This is a genomic window from Alteromonas gracilis, assembly GCF_043642145.1.
In the GTDB taxonomy this organism is placed as follows: Bacteria; Pseudomonadota; Gammaproteobacteria; order Enterobacterales; family Alteromonadaceae; genus Alteromonas; species Alteromonas gracilis_B.
Window position 1 is genome coordinate 20,328 of record NZ_JBHZRZ010000018.1, and the last position, 22,135, is coordinate 42,462.

Genomic DNA, 22,135 nt, shown 5'->3' on the forward strand with positions numbered 1-22,135 from the left:
GCGACCTAGCGCATTTTAATTGTAAAAATGTGTATTTAGCCAGGGTAAGTTGATAAATAATTAATATTGGCAAATGCCATTATGACATCTTTAGCAAAGTCGACTCTAGGGTTACGAAGCGCGCCTTTTTTCCAAACCAGATACAGCTGATTTTCAGGCCCGGGTTTGCCTAATGGTACAAGCTCCCCCCTAGCGATACCCTCTTTACATAAGTAGTCGGGTAATACTGAAAATCCTATTCCTGCTTTTATAATACTGCTGATGGCTCGAATATCTGGGCAAACCGCAGCTACAGGCGACTCGCATGCTGCATTAAATACTTCAGAGAAGTAACGGCGAATAAGCGGCAACTGTTCATCATAAGTTACCACTTTATATTGATTAAGCAGTGTTGCCGTTATCTCCCGCTCAGCTAATAGCTTTCCTTGCACGCGATTCATAACCAATACCAAACGCTCTTTGTCGAGTGTTTGGTATTCATACATAGCGTCTGTAGGCTCTGACGCTGTTATCCCCAGCTCTGCGATATCATTTTCGAGCAAGTGATAGGTGTTATTCTTGTTACCCGTATGAATGACTAAATTGACTTTATCTGCCTGAAGCAGATTAGCTAACGCAGGCCCCGCGACAAGGCTTAAATACTCAGCCGGCCCTGCAAGATGCAACGTGCCGTGATCAGTTGACGCGCGACTGCGAATAGACGCCACTTTTTGCTCTAATATGTCTATATGACTGGCAACTTGCAGTGCTAAGTCGTCTGCAATGGCGGTCGGCTCAACCCCTCGCGCCTTTCTCACAAACAATTCTTTCCCAACAATACTTTCCATTGCCTGAATATGCGATGTTACCGCAGGCTGTGACATATGAAGACTCGCCGCGGCGCGAGTTATGTTGCCGCTTCTGTAGACTTCTACGAATGTTTTTAGCTGTGTTAAGTAAGACATAAATCTTTACCCATCAGATTTTTGATGACTCATCTAAATTTATCTGACTTCTTCATTTTATCCAACACCTCTAAGATACACGCACTTTCTCATGCGACAGGAGCAACACATGAATTCAGTATCATCAATTTTATCACTCGCCGTTGTAGCAGGTTTATCTCAATCGGCATTTGCAGGCGACGCGCAATCATCACAAGCTAGTAAAGGTGAAGTACTTGTCTTGCTATCAAGTGAAAACGTTATGCAGCTTGCAGAAGGTAAAACTGAGCCAACGGGCTATTACTTAAATGAATTTGGCGTACCGGCTAAAGCGCTTGTCGACGCTGGCTACACGCTAGTTTTAGCCACGCCGAAAGGTAACGCACCTTCCGTTGATAAAAAGTCTGTAATCCCTCAGTACTTTGACGGCGGCGAATCACAAATGCTTGAAATTCAATCGTTCGTAGCGTCACTTGACGGCATAAACAACACATTATCGCTAAGCGAAGTTATCAGCCAAGGCCTTAGCGAATACGAGGGGGTATTTATTCCTGGCGGTCACGCGCCTTTAATTGACTTAGCAAACAACCCGCAGGTAGGTGAAATTTTGTCGCACTTCCACAATGAAGGAAAACCGACTGCGGCAATTTGTCATGGCCCAATCGCCTTACTTTCTGGTCAATCCAACCCACAAGCGTTCGAGCTAGCATTGAAATCAGGTGAACAAGCCACATCTGATAACTGGATTTACGAAGGCTACAAAATGACTATCTTCTCTACACCGGAAGAAGAGTATTTTGAAAGCACGTTAGATAACGCGACTTTATTATATTACCCAGCAGACGCCATGGCGCAAGCGGGTGGTGATATGGAATACAAAGAAATGTGGGCGCCTAATGTAGTGGTAGACCGTGAGCTCATTACAGGCCAAAACCCATTTTCTGATGATCTGCTAGCAGAAAAACTTCTACAGCAGCTAAATGCACAAAATAAATAAGGACAGGCAAAACGATGCTTAATTTTACATTTAAAAATCAAACTGAGATTTTATTCGGCAAAGGCCAGCTTAGCGAAGTGTCTTCCCGTTTGCCGAAACAAGCAAAAGTACTATTCCTTTATGGCGGCGGTTCAATTAAGAAAAACGGTATTTACGATAAAGTGAATACTGCACTTGAAGGTGCCGACGTTATTGAATTTCAAGGTGTTGAGCCGAACCCAGAATTCGAAACACTAATGAAGGCCGTGCAAGTTGCTCGTGAGAACGACGTTAACTTCATTTTAGCTGTTGGTGGCGGCAGTGTAATTGACGGCGCAAAGTTTGTAGCCGCTGCTGTGAATTTTGCAGGCGACCCGTGGGATATATTAGTAAAAGGCGCAGCGTTTGAAAATCCGCTGCCGATTGGCGCTGTGCTTACACTTCCTGCAACGGGCTCTGAAAGCAACGGAAACTCAGTGGTTAATCGTAAAGAAACGTCTCAAAAACGTGCGTTTTCTTCGGAAACGGTACAACCTGTATTTGCGGTGCTTGACCCTGAATTCACTTATTCGTTACCACCTCGTCAAGTGTCAAACGGTGTAGTTGATGCATTTGTTCACGTTATTGAACAGTACCTAACCTACCCGGTAAACGCGCCACTACAAGACCGCTTTGCCGAGGGAATTTTACAAACACTCGTTCAAGAAGGCCCTAAAGCACTTGCTACGCCACAAGACTATGATGTGCGCGCAAACGTAATGTGGTCTGCCACTATGGCGCTTAACGGGCTAATTGGTAAAGGAGTACCTCAAGACTGGGGAACTCACATGATTGGTCACGAGCTCACTGCCCTTCACGGCCTTGATCACGCCGTAACGCTGGCCATTGTTTTACCTTCGCTCATGTTTGTACAGCGCGACAAAAAGCAAGACAAGATTTTGCAACTAGGTGAGCGCGTATTTGGCATTCAAGAAGACAACACTGAAAAAGCCATCGACTTAACGATTAAAGCGGTTCAGGACTTCTTCGAAACAATGCAGGTTAAGACTCGCCTGTCAGACTACAACATAGAGAAATCGGCTATTGACGGTCTTGTTTCTAATCTAGAGCGCAACGGTTTAACTGCCCTTGGCGAGCACGGCGATATTGACCTAGCAAAAGCACGCGAAATCTTAACTCTCGCAGCATAACCTGACACTAAAAGGCACTTTGCTACCATTTTAATAAGGCCGCAGGGTGCTTTTTTGTTCTCATCGTAAAAGAGAGAAATTGGCGCTGATTTTGTGAGTGATAGTGTGGGCTTTAACATTCCCAATGCCAACATTCCATGAGGCCCGGCCTTTTTAGCACCTATTGCGAAACGGGTACGCGACAAAGCTGGCATTCCTGTAGCAACGGCGTGGGGTGTTGATACGCCAGAACTTGCCAACGACACGGTAAAGAATGAACAGCTAGACGTGGTAATGGTAGGCAGAATGCACTTAAGCAACCCACACTGGACTTACTTTGCCGCTAAACAATTAGGCGTGGAAAAACCATCTTGGGTTATGCCCGCCCCTTATGGCCACTGGTTAGAACGCTACGCGCCTTCTGACGAAAGATAGTTACGATTCAAGGCAGTGCGGCTTCACACTGCACTGCCTAGTTTATCGTCCATCTCACTGGCAGCACTTGCATTTTTTCAAGTTGAGTTTAAGGTTGCTTAAAGCTCATTTAAAAAATGAAATAATGCAGGTTCCAAAATTCCTCTTTTCTTCAGTGAAGTCAGCAAACCTAGTCTCTATTAGAAGACATCGTGTCATTCAAATAAGCGCGGTAACAGGTACCGGACTTCTGGCCTCATCAATGGCCGCCCGTGGCATTACTTTCGATATTTTTTTACTGGGTTTGTTTTCTCTAGTAGTGACAGCAACCCTTGCATACAAATACCACGTAACAACCAGTAGCTACCTTTTGCTTGGCGCTATGTCTTCCATGCTTTTTGCCTTAGCGGCAACCGGCGCAGGCGTGTTCGACATCGCGATGCTTGGCTATCCGGGGGTCATTATTTTTGCCGCGTTATTGGGGGGTATTGTTCTCTTTGGTACCGTTTTATCTTTGGTTATCCTTCAATGCGTAACACTTACGTGGCTTATTATGCAAGGAACTGTCTCGCCCAATCCTCCCGTTTTAAGCTGGCCACACGTTCTTTTCATTATCGTTATTTATGTAATTACGGGGTTCAGTGTTTTTATCTTGGTGCAAGACATCCGCCGCTTGATGCTCTCATTACAGCGCGAGATTGCTAAAGTTGAGCAAAATAGAGCGCACATCCAGCATTTGGCCCATCACGACCCTCTTACCAACTTGCCTAACAGGTTAATGGGAGAACGGTTATTTAACGATAAGTTGCGAGAAAGTGAAGCAGAAGGTCTACAGCTAGCGCTACTATTTATCGATTTAGACAACTTTAAACCCGTAAACGATGCACTAGGTCACGCTGCTGGAGATCGCTTCTTACAGCAAATATCACAAACCATAACTGATAATCTCTCAATCGATGAATGTCTAATACGCTTTGGGGGTGACGAGTTTATTGTGTTGGCCTCACGAATAAAGCACAAATCGCAAATTGATACGTTATGCAGAAAAATTATTACGTGGTGTGCCACCGAGTTTGACGTTTTCCAGACTAAAGTTGTGGTGTCTGGCTCTATAGGTGTGGCGCAAGCGCCCTTTGACGGCATGAACTTTAAGCAGCTTTGCAGAAAAGCAGACATTGCAATGTATGAAGCCAAAAGCAAAGGGAGGAATAGGTTCGAATACTACGACGTTAAACTTGATAAAGAAAGTGATGAAAAATTTACGCTTATTCAGCGCTTACGTCCGGCAGTTCAAGCCAACGAACTAGCTGTATATTATCAACCCCTTGTAGATTTAAGTTCAGGAAAAATATGCGCGGTGGAAGCGTTACTTCGCTGGCCTCAGAGCAATGGCGGCATGGTATTTCCTGACAAATTCATTCCTTTAGCGGAAAGCAGCGGTCTCATTATCCCTATAGGTAAATGGGTATTAGACCAAGCCTGTCATTTTTGTGCAAAGCAACATAAAAATGGGTATTCCCACCTTTCAGTAGCGGTTAATTTGTCGTTTGCACAATTTAAAGATGGCACGTTACCGTCAATTGTTTCGCAAGCGTTAGCATCATCGCAGTTACCTCCCCAGTATCTTGAGTTAGAGCTCACGGAATCAATTCTGGCGGACGAGACAGGCAATATTTCTCAACAGCTTGACGAGATAAAAGCGCTAGGTGTGCAATTCGCCATTGACGACTTCGGTACTGGATATTCGAACCTAAATTACCTTCGTACCTTCAGTGCCAAAAAACTTAAAATAGATAGAATATTCATTAACACGCTAGGCGTAGACGATAACGAAGAGCCACTGGTTTCAGCCATTATTCAAATGGCAGAGAGTTTAGGAATGCAAACGGTTGCTGAGGGAATTGAAAACGAATCGGCACTGTCGAAGTTAATCGGAATGGGATGCGATGTAGGTCAGGGGTATTACTGGAGTAAACCCGTTCCGCAAGATGAAATTGAAAGGCTGATCAAAGAGAACAGCGCAAGCGCATAAGGTTAATTTGGCGTCTTAGGCTTGCGCTATCTTGGCGCTAAAAGCCGTGATAGGTAACGAACTCTTCGTTGTTAGCGCGAGTAGAGCGCACCTCATTAGCCAAAAATTCAGGGTCAGGATAGCCTAATGCAATACAAATCATTATTGCTTCGTCATCGGGGATATTTGCGTACTTGTGGACCACGTCAGACTGCATAATACCTTGACCGTTAATAACACAGCCAAGCCCAAGATCCCATGCAGCAAGAACAATCCCATACGCTAATGAACCGAGTCCAAACTGAGTGATTCCAGCGGGCTCCAAAGATTTATCATAAGTAAGCACTAGTGACACTGGCGCATCGAACTGCCTAAAGCCCCGCATCATCCAGTCCATACGCTTTTCTTTATCTTCACGTGAAATGCCCATGACTTCAAACAGCTGAATAGCAACATCGATTTGACGCTGACGATGGATACCTTGGTAGTCTTCTTTATAAGGAAAGTCTCTTACATGAGGCTTCCCTTCTAATGTATTTTTGGTGTTCCCTTCGCGAATTTTATCCAGAACTTCACCAGACACCGCATGGATTTTCCATGTTTGTGTGTTGTATGAAGAGGGAGCCCACTTAGCCGCATTAATAATGGCGTCAACCGTTTCCTTAGTAACAGGCTGTTTGGTAAACCCTCGTACACTTTTTCTTGATGCTGCAAACTCTGCAAAGTTCATGCGACCCCTTTAACACTTTTAAATACATACTGATTTGTTAATTTAGAGTAAACAGCAGCACAACTGTGTTCAACAGGTTTAACGCAATATAAGAATTGTTTGTTTTTATAGATATGTATACACGTTTGTAAACTCTTTCATTTAAAGGCCCGTAGCAAGTGCATGTCATGAGTGAAGAATCCATGACGATTATGGATGTTTGGCTTTCAATAAAGCAGATGAAAGGAGTTTTTTAATGGCTAAGAAACCGCAATTAACAACGTCGGCAGGCGCCCCTGTTGTAAGTAATGAAACCACACAAACAGCAGGAGCGCGCGGCCCTGCCCTACTGCAAGATTATCAGCTTATTGAAAAGCTAGCGCACCAAAACCGCGAGCGCATCCCAGAACGCGTGGTTCACGCTAAGGGCTGGGGCGCACAAGGTACCTTCACGGTTACTCACGATATATCAGACTACACGTGTACAGACATGCTCTCTGAAGTTGGTAAACAAACGGAAGTACTAAGTCGCTGGTCAACCGTGGCTGGAGAGTCGGGCGCAGCCGACACTGAACGAGATGTTCGAGGCTTTAGCCTTAAATTTTACACGCAGCAGGGAAACTGGGATTTAGTAGGCAATAATACGCCTATTTTTTTTATAAGAGATGGATATAAGTTTCCAGATTTTATTCGCACGCAAAAACGTCATCCAAAGACCAACCTTCGTTCGCCAGAAGCGATGTTCGACTTTTGGGCTGCTCAGCCTGAAAGTGTGCATCAGGTCACCATATTGATGTCTGATCGCGGCATACCGGTTTCTCCTATGCATATGAATGGCTATGGCAGCCATACCTTCAGTATGTGGAACAAAGATGGCAAACGTCATTGGGTTAAATTTCATTTCAAAACCCAGCAAGGCATAAAAAACTACACGAATGAAACTTCCGAGAAAATTATCGGGAGTACGCGAGAGAAATATCAAGAAGAACTATACAATGCGATTGAAGAAGGAAAGTACCCTAAATGGACCATGTACATTCAAGCGATGCCTGAAGAAGAAGCAGGCGAGCAAAGCTACAACCCTTTCGATTTAACCAAGGTTTGGCCCCACGATGACTATCCACTTATTGAAGTGGGCGAATTGGAGATGAATAAAAACCCTGAAAACTACTTCCAGATGGTTGAGAATGCTGCCTATAGCCCATCGAATGTAGTGCCTGGTATAGGCTTTAGCCCCGACAAAATGCTGCAAGCCCGTATATTTGCCTATGCCGATGCACATCGATATCGTTTAGGGACACATTACGAAGCACTACCGGCCAATGCGCCGAAAAGCAATGAAGTAAACCACTATCACAAAGATGGCGCCATGCGCTTTTTCACCAATGATTTCGGCAACCCTGACGCGTACTATGAGCCCAATCAGCATGAGGGCCCTGTCGCTGATTCTTCAATGAAAGAGCCGCCGTTACGCATTGATGGTGATGCCGACAGGTATGATCAGGAAGATGCTGATGTTGACTACGTGCAGCCTCGTAAACTTTACGAAATGTTCTCTGACGACCAAAAAGCGCGCCTTTACAGCAACTATGCAGCAGCAATGGGCCCATGTTCTGACGGCGTTAAAGAGCGCTGGTACGCGGTTTTAGAAAGGGTTCACCCCGACTACGCTGCAGGCGTGAGAAATGCGGTTGAACGTCTAGACACCGATGTGAACACGGTACCTATTACTGAAAACACCCCTATTGAAGACAATTAACTAACCTACTCGCCTACAACTTCATCGCAGCCCTTCTAAATGCATTAAAACCAGAAGGGCTGTTTTCCTATTGCCGACGATACGCTAATACCTCTTATTTCAGCGTATGCTTACCCAAAAAAACGACAGTTCTTAACAAGTTATCAACATTAAACTTTAGAATAAATCGTGTCGCTAAAGTTTGCGAGATTGCGTTTTGTGACTTACGTTTATTGTACCCGAACGTTTAAAGCGCTAAGTATGCCATTATTTAAAATGTCAAAACCCGAAGCATCTGCATCTCGCCTAGCGCCATGGAAAATAGCCATCATTGACGATGAAGCAGATGTTCATGAGGTCACCAGATTGACCCTTCGACGATTTGATTTTGAAAATCGAGGGGTGAAGTTTTTATCAGCACATAGCGGCGAGGAAGGCTTAGCTCTATTTAAAGCCCATCCAGATATTGCGCTTGCTTTTGTGGATGTGGTGATGGAAACCGATGACGCGGGCCTTAAGATGGTCAATGCTATTCGAAATGAACTAAACAATCATTCAACACGACTCATTCTTAGAACCGGACAGCCCGGGCAAGCTCCCGAAGAAGAAGTCATAAGAAAGTACGACATTAACGACTATAAAGAAAAAACTGAGCTCTCTTCTTCAAAGCTAAAATCATGTGTTTACACGGCCATTCGTTCATATCGCGATATTTTGACGATAGAGAAAAGTAAACGCGGAATGGAAGATGTGCTTAAATCGTCATCATCGGTTTTAGCCAGTCAGTCTTTAGCGCAATTTGGTAATGCCGTTTTAAAACAAACGCTCACCTTATTGAATCTTAATAACTCTGTACTGTATTTCTCAACACAGCAAACTGACCTATACGGTGATACAAGGATGACCGTATTGGGCGCAAGTGGTGATTTAGTTGAGCTAAGTGAACCGGGAATTTCAACGCGCATTCCAGAATCGATAGAAGCAGAAGTAAAGCAGGTTCTTGCTAGCAAAACGCACTATCAGTCGAAAGATGTTTTCATAGGCTACTACCCAACCGGTGAAGACAGCCACAATATTTTGTACGTTAAGCTAGATCACCCTCTTGACGAACTGCAGCGCAAAACACTTGAAATATTTGCCTCTAACGTTGCTGTCATATTCCAGAACCTCACTCAAAAAGAAGACATTCAAAAAAGCCAAAAAGAGCTAATCATGGTGCTAAGCGACGCAATAGAAATGCGGAGTAAAGAAACAGGAGGCCATGTAAGGCGGGTTATTTTAATGACCGAATTTCTGTCTAAAAAGCTAAACATGAGCAAAGAGTTTATAGACACCATTCGCTATTCATCAGCGCTACATGATGTGGGCAAAATTAGCATTCCTGAATCCATTCTTCACAAACCCGATAAACTCAATGCTGCAGAATGGTCAGTAATGAGAACTCATGCGCAAAGAGGCTACAACTTGCTTGCAGACTCAGACAGAATTGTTGCCAAAATGGGCGCTGTGATTGCTAAAACTCATCACGAAAGGTGGGACGGCAAGGGCTACCCAGAGGGGTTGGCCGGTGAAGACATTCCCATGGAAGGGCGTATTATGAGTATTGTTGATGTAGTAGATGCTTTACTCTCAATGCGCTGCTACAAGCCCGCTTGGAGCCCAGAAGAGGTCAAAACATATCTAAAAGAGAACGCAGGTAAACAGTTCGATCCGCGTCTTACCGAAGTTATGCTTGAACACTTCGACGAAATTCTAGAGATTCGCGCTACCGAACCGGACGAAGTCGCATGAAAGAAACGCTTGAACTAATATTACTTCACGTTAGTCAAAGCGCCGATATAGACAAAGGAGAACTAGACGTTGCCTCTCGTCTTATTATCCATTCAGCATGCAGAGGCTTACAAATTACACGGGCAGGTATTTGGCTTTATGACGAAAAGCAGTCTCTTATAAAATGTAAACTTCTGATAGATAGGGGTAACGATTCAAATTATGAGTCGTTGGTTCTTACAAGAAAAGACTTTCCTCACTATTTCGAAGCATTAGATACCGAAAGAACTATTGCAGCGCACGACGCATTAACGCATGTAGCCACTTTTGAGTTTGCAGAAGTATACCTAACCCCACTGGGCATTAGTTCAATGTTGGATGTACCCATTCGACACCGAGGAAAAATGATTGGAATTATTTGCTGCGAGCACCAAGGCCCAGCGAGAGAGTGGCATGCTGATGAAGTAGTTTTCGCAGCGTCCTTGGCCGACCTTTACGGCCGAGCAATTAGTGCTAATGAACGTGCCGATTACGAAGCAAAACTACTCGAGGTCAATCAAACCCTTGAAGAAAAAATTATAAAGCGAACGTCTGAATTAGAGTCTGCGCAAGAGAAACTGATTGAATCTGAAAAAATGGCGGCACTTGGAAATTTAGTTGCTGGTATTGCCCATGAAGTTAATACACCACTGGGTATCGCCTTAACATCTGTTAGCAATTGCAAAGATGAACTTAAGCATATATTCCGCGACTTTGAAAACGAAGAATTGACGGAAAAAGGCTTTAGAGACTTTGAATCTGTGTGCTCAGAAGGTTTGAATTTAGCAGAAACCAGCTTAACGCGTGCAGCGAACCTCATTCAGGACTTTAAGCGAACATCGGCTGACCAAACTTCTTTAGAAATTGAAGAAATAGCACTAGACGAATACATTCCGCGGGTTTGTAACCCTTTAAAGCCAATGCTTCGCAAAGAACGCGTAGAGCTTTCCATTGATGTAACACCAAACTTGGTCATTACCACCTGTCCGGGCATCATTGCCCAATTGTTAACAAACCTTATTTCAAACGCCCAACGCCATGCATTTGGATCTGCGGTGAACAACCAAGATAACAAGGTGTCGGTTACCTGCTACGAAAATGAGCAAAGTATTGCGCTTAGCGTAGCAGATAACGGAAAAGGTATTCCCGAAGCACTTCATAAAAAAATATTCGAACCTTTCTACACAACCGCGCGCGATAAAGGGGGGACTGGGCTAGGCCTAAACATCTTGTACAACTTGGTACATCAAAAGCTTAATGGTGAAATTACGGTGCAATCAAGTGTTAACGATGGAACTAGATTTATTGTCACCATTCCTATTGAGCGCTGAATCTCGCTGATTGGTTCTTTTTCCATCTTTACTTTGCAAATGAGTAAATGAGAGCGTGATCAGTTTTATCAGAAATGGCACTATGGGATCTGGCCATAACACCAGCGAGGCATGACAGGATTTAGCCTCATTGCTCGAAGCAAATCATTACCTCGCTACGCCGAAGTCAGGCAAGTAAACAATTAAGTAAAATCGTTAATCTGTTTAGGGTGACTAAGTGACTCCTTTTCGTCTTGCATCAATCTGTGTGTTTTTACCTTTAACTTCTGTACACACCACGTGGTTAATTGGCACCTTGGCTGGCAACTTAACGCCATGCATGGTCTATTGGTCTGAGTGCTATTCTATCAGTGCTACAGGGCGTAGTTATCCTGAATTCTTTATTTTCAAAGCGCTACTTATTCCTACAGCTGTATTTATGTTCTTCTACTGGCTTCTACTTCATAAATGGGTGTTATCAATTTCTGATTACCGTTTGAACCCCTACCTAATTTCGATTTTAGGAATAACGGCTTGCCTTGCTCTTATCATTTATACAGTAACGCTTGGTGCACAAGGTGAACCCTACGCGCTAGCGAGACGGCTTGGTGTAGTACTGTATTTTGCGTTCTCCTCTTTTGCCCATCTGATTTTGCTTAGCAAATTAAGACATCTCAATTTAGAAATTCTCACTATTGACAAGGAATTCAAGTGGTTGAAGATGATTTGTGGGTGCTTGGTGAGCTCGGCAATTGTAAGCGCCCTACTCGGTTTTTTATGGTTAGGTTGGGATGCATGGGAAAATGCTTACGAATGGTGGTTTTCGCTCATTATGATAAGTCAGTTTTATTTAGTTGGCCTAATGTGGCGAAAAACTCGATTTACTCTAACCGCTCAAATAGGTTAGATCAAAAACTACGACGAAACTGCACACTCCATTCAAGGCTATCTACACCATCGCCGTCAGTTAGCGGTTTTGTAATATCTAAATGCACAACGCCAGGGCTGCTGGCCTTATTCGAATAAAATCGTGCGCCTATACCCACACTGGAAAGTACACCGTCGTCTTCATTAAATTGTGCCGTTTCACCATTAAAGGCGCGTCCAACATCAAAAAAACCTGCGAATCCTACTTCAAACAGCTGATAAACATTGTAGTTAGTATAAAAACGGGTTTCCACACTGGCTGATACTCTGTGTGCGCCATGCTGATATTGATTAGGATAACCACGGACACCACTGTCGTCATCAAGCGCTATGGGAATATCTAAAAATTGCCCACTGCTAAAGTCGCCACTAAAGCGTGCGTAATAACCAATAACATTGGAATAGCGATAAAACGCATCAATTCGCGAAGACATCCGAACAAAGTCTTTTGCCGTGGTATTTAAAATTGTGCGAAAGTCCGTTTCAAATAAGAACAGCCAATCGTTCATTTCAAATGCCCGCTCTGCAGAGGCCGACAAATGATAGCCAAAGTCACTACCTTCTCGGGTATCATTGGTTTCAAGCCCAAATTGTAAACGATAGAGCCAGCCAAAATTAATATCTTCAGGTTGCTTTATAAGGCGGATATCCTGCTTCACTTTGATGTTTCTATCTAAGAACTCATAAGCAACCCAAGGAAATTGGTACTCACGGTCTTCTGGCAAAAATAACGGGTTAAAACTGGGGCTTGATGGGTCGAATGCAAAAACAGTATCAGAAAAGTCCACGCCCACTACAATGCGCCTGGCATGGTTCTCAGAGGCACTAATATTCCAACCATACGCACCTCTAAAGAGCGTTTGCTCTACGTCTAAACTGTTCCGTGTTTCACCATTTTGAAAGATGTCTTCAACGCGTCGGAAGTTAAACACCTCTGCGTATTGCATTGTTTGAGTGCCCACGTGATAAAACGGCTTGTTGAAGATGAAATGAAATCGCTCGCCATCGTCGTTGTCAGCCAGATTAAGTTGCACGTTGGCATGAGGTATCCAGTGAAATGCCGAGGCAAACCCCAGTTGGTAACCACTGCGCTGCTCATCGCTGGTGTAACGAAATTGCGCGTATACACCTAAACCTAAAAGGTTGCTATCTCGTACCCCAATCAGTGAACTATTTTCGCCGCCACTGCGACCAAAAGAAAACGTAGGCACTAACGACCAGTTATCTTGGGTTGTTACCGTAACGGTGTTGGGTTTGGTTGCGTCACAGAGGTTTGTAGCCTCAACTTGTGCATTGGCAATGTAAATTTCACGGCGCAAAATCGCTTCTGCCTCGGCAAGGTCGCCTAAACTAACCTCATCTCCTTGCTGGAAAACCAATCGCTCTTCAATAACAAATGGTTTAGTAACAATGTGCAGTGAATTCGCCCAATGGTGCAAAGCAATGGCATTTTCGGCTTCTTCGTCAAAGATATTTTGCGGCGTAATAACCACGTTGTCTGCGGTGAACGTTTCATGTTGAGAAACGACACAGTTTTCCTTTTGCGCAGCATTTTCTGCCAATACCGAAGCTGACACCATCCAGAATATTATGAAACAACTTCGTTTTATCATATCCACACTATTTAGCGCATCTCATCATTTAAGATAGCCGAAAATACCGAGCAAGTTTACAACGTTACTTTGGTCATACATTATTTTGAAGAGGCTTTTAATATAGCGTAACAACAAAATCAGACCTAGCGTTATTAAATAGGTAGCACTTAACATTGAAAGGCTTTGAAATGATTTTGAAATGTCGTTTTCACGACAGACCTTTTAACGAGTGCTGGGCAAGCTTGTAACGACAAAAAGGACAAGAGCATAAAACGATGCAACTTACACAATGGCGCGACAGCGGTACGTTTTTAAGTATAGATGGGCAGCAAATATTCTATAAAACCGAGGGTAGCGGACCTACTCTGCTGCTTATTCATGGATACCCTACCGCTAGTTTCGACTGGGTAAAAATGTGGCCCGCGCTGACGTCTCGTTTTCGTTGTGTAACCCTTGATATGCTAGGGTTTGGGTTTAGCAGCAAAGCCCCAAAAAAGTACCAAATTAAAGAACAAGCGGCTGTTATTAACGCACTAATGGCGCACTTAAGCATTGCAAGTGCCCACGTTTTATCTCACGACTACGGCGACACGGTAGCGCAGGAATTATTGGCGCAGCACAATGAAAACGCGCTGCCGTTTCACATCGAATCATTGCACTTACTAAATGGTGGCCTGTTTCCAGAAACCCATTTAGCTCTTCCTATTCAAAAACTATTGCTCTCCCCTCTTGGCAATTTGCTCATTCACTTTCTAAATAAAAACGCCATTAGGAAAAACATGCACAGTATATTTGGCCCCAACACGCCACCGACCAATCAAGAAATTGACGATTTTTGGGCGCTGATTAGTGAAAACAATGGCCATAAGTACATGCATTTACTGTTGGACTATATGAAACAGCGTCGTAAATACAGAGAGAGGTGGGTTGGCGCACTTCAAAATACAACCGTACCTATTCGGCTAACCGCAGGTATGGCCGACCCCATTTCTGGCGCCCACATGGTGGCTCGCTACAAAGCACTTATACCGAATGCCAATGTGGTTGAACTGGAAAATATTGGGCATTACCCACAAATTGAAAGCGCTACGGCGGTGTTAGCATCGGTTGAAGCGTTTATTAGTGACGGGTTTGATGATGATACGTTTAGTGCAGACGCATTAATTGATGAATCGCTCAATTAGCCAACGCTTTAGCTTGAACCACCGTTTAATAGAGGTAATATAAAAACACTGCCACGGACGAACCCACTGCAAACAAGGCTCATGCACGCTTTATATAGTAACGACATCATTCCAGCCGCAAGCTTTAAGCAAATGGATATTGTTTTTGTGCCGCCATCGCCTTGCCTAAAAAGGTTCGTACAGTGTATTTGGGTAATTGATAAAACAGCCCCCTCTACCACTTCAGTAAACGAAAAGCTGTACCCCGATGCGGGGGCAAGCTTAACCTTTTTTATCAACCCAACGCATTGTAAAGCGCTGTTGTTTCACCAAACTCACGTTTGTGAGTTGCCTTGGAAGCCACTTAATAGACAAGTAAGTATAAGGTTCAGACCAGGCGCATTAAAGCAGCTATTTGGCCTTCAGATAGATGATAATACAAATCAAGAAATTGACTTTGAATTAGTGCTAAAAACGCAGCGTGATTCATATCGCAGGCTGCTAGAAAACCTGGTAGGAAAAAGTATCAGCCAACAGTGTTCTGCTATACAGAGCTGGTTACAGCATTCAGTGGAAAGCAGCCACGCAAGCGCTCAAAAATGGGAGCAAGTGCTTTACCAGTCAATGAATTTACTGGTGCCCCCACAACACATTGCTGATCAGCATGGCGTGAGTAGAAGAACGCTTGAGCGACAATTTCGTAACCATTTTGGCTTTTCGCCAAATAAAATCTATCAATTTGCTCAAATTCGCAACGCTAGGTCACTGCTTGCTTCAAATAAACTAGAAATAAGCCAAGTGGCTTTAGCCAGTGGCTATTTCGACCAAGCACACTTCACCCACGCGTTTCGCTCGTTTGCGCTAGAAACGCCGTTTCAGTATAGAAAGCGAAAGTTGTCGCAAATTTACAATTAAACCCAGCGCGATGCGTTTACAGTTCTCCTTAAATTAAAGGAGATCACAATGACTAACCGTATCAAACAATCTGAGTTCTATTCTACGCACCCTCACATTCTTGAGCATTTGGCAGGGCTGGTTAACGTTTCTAACACTAGCCAATTAAGCGAAAATCTCATTCATTTGGTAAGACTGCGCGCATCGCAAATAAACCAGTGTGGATTTTGTCAAAAGATGCATGCCGATGAGGCAAGGGCCGCAGGTGAAAAGCAGGCAAGATTAGACGTTCTATCGGCATGGAAAGAATTAGACTGTTTTACAAATGAAGAAAGAACGGCATTAGAGTGGACTGAAGCGTTAACACTCATTCATTCCTCTACCATTTCCGACGACATCTATAGCAAGGTAGAAAGCGTGTTCGGAAAACAAAGTTTAGTAGAGCTTACAACGGTCGTCCTTCAAATTAATAGCTGGAACCGCATTGCAATAAGCCTTCAGTTTCAGCCTGAAATTGACTAATGAAGTATTCAAAATGGCTCTGCTGGCCCTTCATAATCAAAAAGGTAACTTGAAAGATGCTTGCTTTGGATTGAGTAAACGCTGAAGAGTGATGAAAGTTGTTTATTTGGGGCGAGGAAGTTGGTCGGTGTGAGAGGATTTGAACCTCCGACCCCTGACACTCTCAGAAATAGGGCTTAACCAATTCTGACAGTCTTTTATGTACGTTTTTAGGATCTTGGGGCTCAAGAAAAAAATATAGCCGCTGATCTTTCAAAACGGTCTTTGAAAGAACAACGAATTGCGCAATGCAACAGGTAATTAAACCTCTTTATACATAAGTCGACTTCTCCTAGCATATTGATTTTGGATCAACTATCTTTTACTCATACCCAATAAAATCCATCAATACACAATGTCTTCAAAAGAGCTAGAACATAAAACTGAAGTTGCATACAAAGAAAATACTGCACCAGTCAAGGGTTCGAGAGTAAGCGTCTCCATGAGAGAAATGCTCAAAGCAGGCGTGCATTTTGGTCATCAAACACGATATTGGAATCCAAAAATGAAGCCATACATTTTTGGAGCGCGTAACAATGTTCACATCATCAACCTAGAAAAGACAGTGCCTTTGTTTAATGATGCACTGCACTTTCTTACCCAAGTTTCGTCAGGCAATGGCCGAATTCTATTCATAGGTACCAAAAGAGCTGCCAGTCAAGCAATCAAAGAAGCGGCGACAAGTTGCAACCAATTTTACGTAAATAACCGCTGGTTAGGCGGTATGTTAACAAATTGGAAAACGGTTCGGCAGGCAATAAAACGTTTGAAAAATCTTGAGCAACAAAGCCAAGACGGTACTTTTCAAAAGTTGAGTAAAAAAGAATGCCTTATGCTTCAGCGAGAACATGAAAAGTTAAATAATAGCTTGGGAGGTATTAAAGAAATGGGCGGGCTTCCCGACGCTATATTTGTTATTGATGCTGACCATGAACATATTGCGGTAACAGAAGCTCGACAATTAGGTATCCCCGTAGTGGCGGTCGTTGATACTAATACCAACCCAGACGGAATTGACTATATTATTCCTGGCAATGATGATGCCGTTATTGCAATTAGGCTATACCTTAAAGCTGCTGCGGAAGCAATAGTTACAGGCAATGCAAGCTTTCATCAAGAAAAAGTTAATCAACACAGTAACTTTTTAGAAGAGATACATCCACCTAGAAATGTAAATATAAAAACAATGAAATCATTAAACGATTGCATTGTATCTTTTCAAAAGGAAAGCATTTTGAATCAAGAGATACTGAGCCTGTGTGAAAGCTCGCCCATTGATCCAATAGAGATAAAATTCTCACTATCAAAGCCTTTAAGTATTAAAAAATTTGATGTCCTATTGGAAAGTTTTTCTAACGAAGAATTGGCATTCAGCCTAAAAAGGGACGAACTACTTGATCTTGTACCTAAAACACAGCTTGCTCTATTGGGCATTCACTTGAATACACAAACTCAATTTTCGTTTGGCCAGTACTTGGAAATCAAAAATAAGAAAGCGGTGACAAAGCCCAAGTACCTTGACTTTATTGACTCAAAATCCGACGTAAACGAAATTGATGTAAAGAATGAAAAGATAATGCACTTTTATTTTGACATCTTAATAGTTGGAGTACTCCTATGACTGATGTATTCACAAGGAAAACTGAAAAAAAAGGAGATGAGTTACTCTGTTACACTGGGGGAGACATGCGCAGAGCCAAAGCGGACGATTTTGGGGTTAAAAATAATGTTGTGTTAATTCACGGTTTTACAGCTAATAGTGTGTATATGAGTGCAATTGCTGAAACTCTGAACAACCATGATTTCCAAACATTTGTCTTCAACTATCATTCCTACAGAGGTATTAAAGCTGCAGCCGATAATCTGAATGCAATTATTGAAAGTTTTAATGAAATTAAAAAAGATTGTATCCAAGAAAAATCTTTATGCTTAGTAGCTCACAGTATGGGGGGCTTAGTCGCGCGAGCACTATGCCAACTAACAGGAAGTAGTAAGTATGTGTCAAAAATAGTAACCCTGGGAACACCTCATGATGGAACACTCTACGATACAGAGGTCATAGGTCATCTGATTCACTGGGGAGAGTCGATAAGTTCAAAAATGAAGGGGTTTACGCCGAATGCAAACTCGGCAAAAGAATTAACTAAGAAAGACAATATAAACGGCCAATGCCTCATTGATAAACTACAAAGCGATTCAGATAGCTTGAAAGATATAAAAATTTTCAGTGTTTCCGGTGGAAAAAAATGGTTAGAATTTGGTAACTTTTTTAAAAGTTATATAGCAAATTGGAAAATTCAAAAATGGTTCGAAGATAAGCCTAATGATGGCCTTGTGTTGGAATACAGCAGCAACATCAAAAATTCAACACCAAACGCGGACAATAATCACCACCACTTTAACAATTATACTGAATACGAAGACATTAACCATTCGTATTTGATCGATAACCATCAAATATTACTAAAGTTAACCGCTTGGTTAAAAGAATAGTTATTTTTAGCCTACATTACGGAAATATTCTTCCATTCGTTAAACAGCTATCAAGGTGACAAAATAGCTGTCTATAAATCTACTTCGACGAGCTCGCAGTTTCAGATAATCAGTGCACGGAATCGCACCGGTAAATTCTGAGGCTTTTTAGTTTGAGATGTTCGTACATTGGCACGATTCAGAAACTTAAAATCAGAAATTTCAACTTCCACTTTTTTCTCTGGACTGTCAGATTAGATATGAGCCACTAAACATAATCGCACTTCTACACACCAATATTCGTAGGGTTATTTCAAATTGGGGACCCAAAGAGTGACCCATTAGGTGCCCCTACTCTTTTTCGATTTCAGAATAAATTAAATCCAAAAGCTAAAAAAACAACCCTTTAAAAACACTTTTAAATCCACTCCTTATTTGCATTAATGAATTCAATATTTGAAGCCACCGAAAATCGTTTACAGTCATCAATACACTTTTCAACCTCTCGGAAACGAGAGTCAAGGTCTCCTATTCTTTTCGACCAACTCTTCAAGTCGTTATATAAAAGCTCCTCCGGCTTCAATTCATCTAGCTCATCAAGAAGTTGAGGCAACTCAACCTTCAATTCACTTTTAATTTTCTCATAATTCGTCACAGCTCGAACTCCCGAGATACGTCCAAGGCTCTCATGTTGAGTTAAGTCTTCGAGTTCTTCCGCTGATAGCTTTCGTCCCATGCGGGACTCCTCTAAATCGATATCACGTTTGGTAGCAGCGATTCTCAAAAAAACCTCAACATCCCCATTCTTAGCTCTTCTCTCCAATTTAGAAACCAAAGAACGATCGATACCCCTAATTTTAATAGCATTTCTAACACGCGCATAAGCAGCTTCACCACCTTCATCCTTTAAGAGAACGTGCACTCTTTGTCTAAAGTCATCTACTTTACAGATTGCATCAACAAGCGAGTCTCGATACAGAATTGTATTCCTTTCAATATTATAATTTTTGGTTTGCTCATCAAAAGTAACGCCAAAGATATTCTTACCACACTGATTCCCAATATTGGTCTCAAAGTGGTTAGCGAGGCCATTTTGAGGTTTACAGAGAACCAAGAAACCTTTCTTATGTGGTTGGTGACAGTTTGAAAGTCCACAACTCCCTACTTCCTCCATCGTGTAGTGTCCGAGTATCCGCACCAACTGTACTGCATCATGGTCTACGTCTTTTTGATATCTTGGGCGACTAAATATATCCTCCCAATTACTAATGCGTTCCGCTAATTGGGTTCCGTCATCTGATAGTATGTCCATTTACTCTTCTCCAAATACTAAGACCATGTGCTGACTAACTTTCACCTTGCTTTCAATAGCCTACACCTTCACGCACAAAATATATATAGACAGAATTGAAGGCATTATTCAAAGTTAACCAGCACTTGCTTGATGCTCTTTACAGTCGCTGAGTTATCCGCAAGTTCATTGCCGTAGAGACCGCTATAGCCTCGAACCCACTTAACGACAACTGTTGGATTCTCTTTCTTCAGGTTGTCGATACATTGCCATATGTCTTGATTCGCTACTGGTTTCTTACTGGCAGTCTTCCAACCGCTCAGTTTCCACTCTCTGTGTCACTCGTTGTAGCCATTAGCAATCATATTGTTATCTGAGTGGATAGTGTCCTCAGGCTCTGCCAGTTCGAGAGCCTTCATTACTACCAGTCATCTCACAACAGACACTTGTGGTGGACTTTTGGCCTGCGACTGGCTTTAAGATTATCTTGGCGGTGTTCCTACAGTGCGTAGAAGCCCCTTGTAGGGGGGATGAGGCTTCATCAATTTCGATATGGTCTCTCAGATTTTTATGCCGATAGTATTTAGTTTCGAGCGGCATCCTTTAATGTGTTCTTCAAAGGTTGGTAACGACAAGCTGGCACGTATACCACTATAGCCTTCTAGACTATTTCTCTTAAATCCTTTCTCAAGGTTATCTAAAGTTATACAAAGAAAAAATGAAGAGTGCTTTTGGATAAAGCCAACGACATCTAAAAACTTCTCTAACTTGGTTTCGCATGAATCCTTCGTGTAAGAGAACTCGGAATACTCGAAGCAAATATCAGTTAAGTAAGCCATCGTAAGTGATATGTTAGATACTTTTTCGGGGTCATCAGATTTCCACAACTTCTCAATATATGGTGCTAACTCACTCAGTGGCAAGTCGTAAGACTCTACGCAAGAGCCTTTTATACATTTTGCTTTGTAACTGGGAATTAGAAGAGAAGAATGGGCGTAGGCATTACGAATTGCTTTACAAATGTTAACTAAGCATTGTTGGTTTTCACTAAATTTATAAGCCTTAAAACGTCTCAACCCACATGCCAGTTCTTTTATCCCTACCACGTTTATTACGTAACACTGCACTTCTTTTGCAATTGATATTAACTTTTCACCTGCTGTTGATTGATTATTCAAAACAACATCAATTGAACTTAACGAATCGAGCGTGATGCCTATACACTGGGCTATTTTCAAGTACTGCCTATACATGTCTTTAGACGGGTGACTGTCGTACTCTCTATAAAGTTTAAGCTCATCCATATATCGTCCTTTATTCGTAAAGTATTAACAAGTAAACTACTAAACTTAATCAAAAAGTTATTCTTTTCAAGCAGTCAGCCTCGTGAATCCTCTCGACATACTGCCACAGTTCGTCCTTGTTTTTGTACTTACTATACAAGTTATACGTCAAGGACAACTGCTTGTGCCCTGATAGTTTCGTAGCGATGTCTTCAGGACAACCCACTTGTTCTAGCGCTGTCGCGAAGTGACCTCTGAACGAGTGTAAGCCTGTCGTGTAGCCTTCAACCTTAGCGAATCCTTTAGTTATCTTACCGAACTTCGACGAGATACTATTAGCCGAACCTTCAGCACCTATTACAGCCTCACCGATCTCAGGGAGCAACCAAAGGCCATCACCTGCCCTGTCTAAGACTTGAAGCACAAGAAGCTTTATAGATGGTGATACAGACACTATACGTTGAGCGTTAACTGTCTTACCTTCTCGTACCTCAAAGAGCAAGCGCCCATCCACATCAACGAACTGTTCCTTTTGCGCTAGTGCTAGTTCACTGAGTCGTGTGCCAAGGAAATGCAATGAACGAGGTAACATGTGTAAGGCATACGGATAAGCCCAAGTTGATGTATTAAGCTTCTTGAAGTCAGTCTCAGCGAGAATGTGAGCCAGTTCTTCATCAGTGAAATTACGGTAGTGTTAAGGCAAACTTTTCTTCTTGCTTGCTTCAACCTTACAGTTAAGCCAAGGGTTACCGCCCCATATCTTTCTCTCAGTTTATTGCTCAAATAAAAAACATCAAAAACTAAAAGTGACCCGGCTCTTCATCATTAACGGGGGACATCCGCATTCATTAAACTGATTTTGCGAAGAATCATTTAATGGAGAGTACAGA

At 42.6% G+C, this 22,135-nt stretch carries 19 protein-coding genes and 1 pseudogene; 13 read left to right on the forward strand and 7 right to left on the reverse strand.

Annotated elements, in window-relative coordinates:
* Positions 1–35: 35 nt before the first annotated feature.
* Positions 36–944 (reverse strand): LysR family transcriptional regulator, encoded by a 909-nt coding sequence (locus ACHUFN_RS19605; RefSeq protein ID WP_394224423.1) that lies wholly within the window; start codon positions 942–944, stop codon positions 36–38.
* A 109-nt stretch (positions 945–1,053) separates the two neighbouring features.
* Here ACHUFN_RS19605 and ACHUFN_RS19610 point away from each other — a divergent pair, with 109 nt between their 5' ends.
* The 4 genes from ACHUFN_RS19610 to ACHUFN_RS19625 all read left to right on the forward strand — a co-directional run bounded on the left by ACHUFN_RS19610 (position 1,054) and on the right by ACHUFN_RS19625 (position 5,514).
* Positions 1,054–1,920: a type 1 glutamine amidotransferase domain-containing protein gene (locus tag ACHUFN_RS19610; RefSeq protein WP_394224424.1), complete on the forward strand. Its 867-nt coding sequence runs from the start codon at positions 1,054–1,056 to the stop codon at positions 1,918–1,920.
* A 14-nt stretch (positions 1,921–1,934) separates the two neighbouring features.
* Complete coding sequence (locus ACHUFN_RS19615) at positions 1,935–3,089, forward strand: iron-containing alcohol dehydrogenase (RefSeq protein WP_394224425.1); 1,155 nt, start codon at positions 1,935–1,937, stop codon at positions 3,087–3,089.
* 285 nt (positions 3,090–3,374) lie between these two features.
* Positions 3,375–3,503 (forward strand): hypothetical protein, encoded by a 129-nt coding sequence (locus ACHUFN_RS19620; protein ID WP_394224426.1) that lies wholly within the window; start codon positions 3,375–3,377, stop codon positions 3,501–3,503.
* A gap of 124 nt (positions 3,504–3,627) precedes the next feature.
* Positions 3,628–5,514 carry a putative bifunctional diguanylate cyclase/phosphodiesterase gene (locus ACHUFN_RS19625; RefSeq protein ID WP_394224427.1) on the forward strand — a complete coding sequence of 629 codons (1,887 nt, stop codon included), beginning with the start codon at positions 3,628–3,630 and terminating at the stop codon, positions 5,512–5,514.
* A gap of 37 nt (positions 5,515–5,551) precedes the next feature.
* Here ACHUFN_RS19625 and ACHUFN_RS19630 read toward each other — a convergent pair whose 3' ends face one another.
* Positions 5,552–6,223 carry a nitroreductase gene (locus tag ACHUFN_RS19630; protein WP_394224428.1) on the reverse strand — a complete coding sequence of 224 codons (672 nt, stop codon included), beginning with the start codon at positions 6,221–6,223 and terminating at the stop codon, positions 5,552–5,554.
* A 235-nt stretch (positions 6,224–6,458) separates the two neighbouring features.
* Here ACHUFN_RS19630 and ACHUFN_RS19635 point away from each other — a divergent pair, with 235 nt between their 5' ends.
* From ACHUFN_RS19635 to ACHUFN_RS19650, 4 genes are all read left to right on the forward strand, one after another.
* Positions 6,459–7,961, forward strand: coding sequence for a catalase (locus ACHUFN_RS19635; RefSeq protein WP_394224429.1), 1,503 nt, complete (start codon positions 6,459–6,461; stop codon positions 7,959–7,961).
* Between the two features lie 240 nt (positions 7,962–8,201).
* On the forward strand, positions 8,202–9,731 hold the full coding sequence (locus ACHUFN_RS19640; RefSeq protein ID WP_394224430.1) for a DUF3369 domain-containing protein: 1,530 nt from the start codon (positions 8,202–8,204) through the stop codon (positions 9,729–9,731).
* A complete protein-coding gene (locus ACHUFN_RS19645; RefSeq protein WP_394224431.1) occupies positions 9,728–11,080 on the forward strand; it encodes an ATP-binding protein in 1,353 nt (450 codons plus the stop codon). Before ACHUFN_RS19640 ends, ACHUFN_RS19645 begins: the two co-directional genes overlap by 4 nt.
* A gap of 217 nt (positions 11,081–11,297) precedes the next feature.
* Complete coding sequence (locus ACHUFN_RS19650; RefSeq protein ID WP_394224432.1) at positions 11,298–11,966, forward strand: hypothetical protein; 669 nt, start codon at positions 11,298–11,300, stop codon at positions 11,964–11,966.
* 1 nt (position 11,967) lies between these two features.
* Here ACHUFN_RS19650 and ACHUFN_RS19655 read toward each other — a convergent pair whose 3' ends face one another.
* Positions 11,968–13,599 (reverse strand): BamA/TamA family outer membrane protein, encoded by a 1,632-nt coding sequence (locus ACHUFN_RS19655; RefSeq protein WP_394224433.1) that lies wholly within the window; start codon positions 13,597–13,599, stop codon positions 11,968–11,970.
* A 257-nt stretch (positions 13,600–13,856) separates the two neighbouring features.
* On the opposite strand from ACHUFN_RS19655, the gene ACHUFN_RS19660 reads away from it, so the two are divergent.
* From ACHUFN_RS19660 to ACHUFN_RS19680, 5 genes and pseudogenes are all read left to right on the forward strand, one after another.
* Positions 13,857–14,765 carry an alpha/beta fold hydrolase gene (locus ACHUFN_RS19660; RefSeq protein ID WP_394224434.1) on the forward strand — a complete coding sequence of 303 codons (909 nt, stop codon included), beginning with the start codon at positions 13,857–13,859 and terminating at the stop codon, positions 14,763–14,765.
* An 81-nt stretch (positions 14,766–14,846) separates the two neighbouring features.
* Positions 14,847–15,659, forward strand: a complete 813-nt coding sequence (locus ACHUFN_RS19665; protein WP_394224435.1) for a helix-turn-helix domain-containing protein — start codon at positions 14,847–14,849, stop codon at positions 15,657–15,659.
* Positions 15,660–15,707: 48 nt separating this feature from the next.
* Positions 15,708–16,160 (forward strand): carboxymuconolactone decarboxylase family protein, encoded by a 453-nt coding sequence (locus ACHUFN_RS19670; RefSeq protein WP_394224436.1) that lies wholly within the window; start codon positions 15,708–15,710, stop codon positions 16,158–16,160.
* 481 nt (positions 16,161–16,641) lie between these two features.
* Positions 16,642–17,307 (forward strand): annotated as a pseudogene (gene rpsB / locus ACHUFN_RS19675) (30S ribosomal protein S2); the annotation flags it as partial.
* A 509-nt stretch (positions 17,308–17,816) separates the two neighbouring features.
* Positions 17,817–18,692, forward strand: a complete 876-nt coding sequence (locus ACHUFN_RS19680) for a lipase family alpha/beta hydrolase (protein ID WP_394224437.1) — start codon at positions 17,817–17,819, stop codon at positions 18,690–18,692.
* A 397-nt stretch (positions 18,693–19,089) separates the two neighbouring features.
* On the opposite strand, the gene ACHUFN_RS19685 is transcribed toward ACHUFN_RS19680, so the two are convergent.
* The 4 genes from ACHUFN_RS19685 to ACHUFN_RS19700 all read right to left on the reverse strand — a co-directional run bounded on the left by ACHUFN_RS19685 (position 19,090) and on the right by ACHUFN_RS19700 (position 21,837).
* Positions 19,090–19,983, reverse strand: a complete 894-nt coding sequence (locus tag ACHUFN_RS19685; protein ID WP_394224438.1) for a hypothetical protein — start codon at positions 19,981–19,983, stop codon at positions 19,090–19,092.
* Positions 19,984–20,087: 104 nt separating this feature from the next.
* Positions 20,088–20,285, reverse strand: coding sequence for an RNase H family protein (locus ACHUFN_RS19690; RefSeq protein WP_394224443.1), 198 nt, complete (start codon positions 20,283–20,285; stop codon positions 20,088–20,090).
* A gap of 237 nt (positions 20,286–20,522) precedes the next feature.
* Entirely contained in the window at positions 20,523–21,266 is a 744-nt protein-coding gene (locus ACHUFN_RS19695) for a hypothetical protein (protein ID WP_394224439.1), read from the reverse strand.
* A gap of 49 nt (positions 21,267–21,315) precedes the next feature.
* Complete coding sequence (locus ACHUFN_RS19700) at positions 21,316–21,837, reverse strand: tyrosine-type recombinase/integrase (RefSeq protein ID WP_394224440.1); 522 nt, start codon at positions 21,835–21,837, stop codon at positions 21,316–21,318.
* Positions 21,838–22,135 lie beyond the last annotated feature (298 nt).